General features: G+C 38.8%; 2 protein-coding genes. Both read left to right on the forward strand.

Annotated features, from left to right (window positions below; all coding sequences use genetic code 11):
• Nucleotides 1-1,453 (forward strand): IS21 family transposase (gene istA, locus JCM19043_RS15600; RefSeq protein WP_062323977.1); only part of this gene is annotated, 1,453 nt, incomplete at its 5' end.
• The coding region (locus JCM19043_RS15605; protein ID WP_197274844.1) for an ATP-binding protein at nucleotides 1,446-1,787 on the forward strand (342 nt) is incomplete at its 3' end. The genes istA and JCM19043_RS15605, both read left to right, overlap by 8 nt.

The following is a 1,787-nucleotide window of genomic DNA, read 5'->3' on the forward strand; positions in this document are numbered from 1 at the left end:
TGAAAGTTATGCGAGTGTTAGTCGGAAGACAGGTATTGATGCTCGTACAGTAAAAAAATATGCCAATCAAGAAGACTTTGAAGTTAAAAAACCCCAGTGCCGAAAGGCACCTGTCATGGATCCAGTAAAACCGATTCTTGATGAATGGTTGAATGAGGATTCTAAAAAGAAACGGAAATATCGCCGCACGGCGAAACGTTTATTTCAACAGCTTGTGGAAGATCATGATTTTAAAGGGTCTGAAAGAAGTGTTCGTCAGTATGTTTCTAAACGAAAAAAAGAATTAAAAACAATGGTTGATCAAGCTGCTTTACCTTTAGAATCTATCCCGGGGACAGCCCAAGTGGATTTCGGAACGGCTCCTTTTGTTTATCAATCAGAATCGATGGAGTTACCTTATTTGGTAATGTCGTTTCCTTTCAGTAATACTTTTTATTTTCAGGTTTTCCCTTCGGAAAATGCGGAGTGTTTACTCGAAGGGTTACAACGTATGTTTCATCATATGGGTGGGGTTCCAAGAACCATTCGATTTGATAATTTTAGACCGGCAGTAAAAAAGATATTAGGCAAAGGAGAGCGAAAGCTCACGGATGTGTTTGAACGCTTTGTGGGGCATTATGGCTTTCATTATGAGTTTTGTAATCCAGGTAAGGGGAACGAAAAAGGCCATGTCGAAGCGATGGTGAAGTATGTAAGGAATAATTTCTTATTACCGGAATGTCATATTGAAGATTTAGATCAATTTAATGAAACGTTATGGCAAAAAGCTGAGGATGATCGTGATCGTTCTCATTACAAAAAAGATGCGCCAATAGATACGCTCTATCAAGAGGATTGCGCACAATGGCTTCTCCTTCCGGAGAAATCATTTGATTGTGTACGTTATGAAGTAGTTAAAGCTGATAAATATGGTTTTATTACTGTGGATAAAAAGCAATACTCAAGTTCGCCTCGATTCGCCGGGGATAAGTTAACCGTTGCAATCACATATAATTCAGTGATTGTTTTAAATGAGCAACACGAAGCTGTGGTTCATCATTCGAGACTCTATGGTGTTAGACGAAAATCAATGGTCTGGCAACCCTATCTTGATTTATTATCTCGACGACCACGAGCGATTAAGTACACCAGTATCTATGATCATTTCCCAGAAGAATGGACGCGATATTTAAAAGCTTGTACAGAAGATGAGCAAAAAGAAGCATTAAGATTATTAGGTACGTTACTTAAAAATGATGATTTCACGCTACTGAATCAGGCACTCAATGATGTATCAGCACAAGGACACCCAAGTTTTGACCAAATTAAACATCGATTCTATTCACTCGTTAATAATCAAGAAGATTATTCAACATACACGCCTCAAATATCTTTACCTGATATGCCTGATATCACAAGAGGGCTTGAACATTACGATGCCCTCTACGCGAAAGAAGGTGTAGAGCATGAATAATCAGATTATAGACTACGCGAAACGTTTAAAACTCAGTTGGATTCGGGAACATCACCATGAAGTGACAGCCGAGTCAAATGAAGATTATTTAATCAAGTTATTTGAAAAGGAAATAGAGCATCGAGAAGAGCGTAAAATTAACTTACTGTTAAAGCAAGCGCAACTCCCTAAAACAGGCCATCAGCCTTTTCAGTGGGAGCACATTCAGATTCCGCACGGAATCGATCGTGACACAATTATTCAGGGTGATTTCATTAAGAGACAGGAGAATCTCATTCTCTATGGAGGTGTTGGGACAGGTAAAACGTATTTATCTACGCTCATTGCCCTAAAT

Origin of the sequence: Halolactibacillus sp. JCM 19043 (genome assembly GCF_001310395.1) — a bacterium.
GTDB classification, from domain to species: domain Bacteria; phylum Bacillota; class Bacilli; order Bacillales; family Amphibacillaceae; genus Halolactibacillus; species Halolactibacillus miurensis.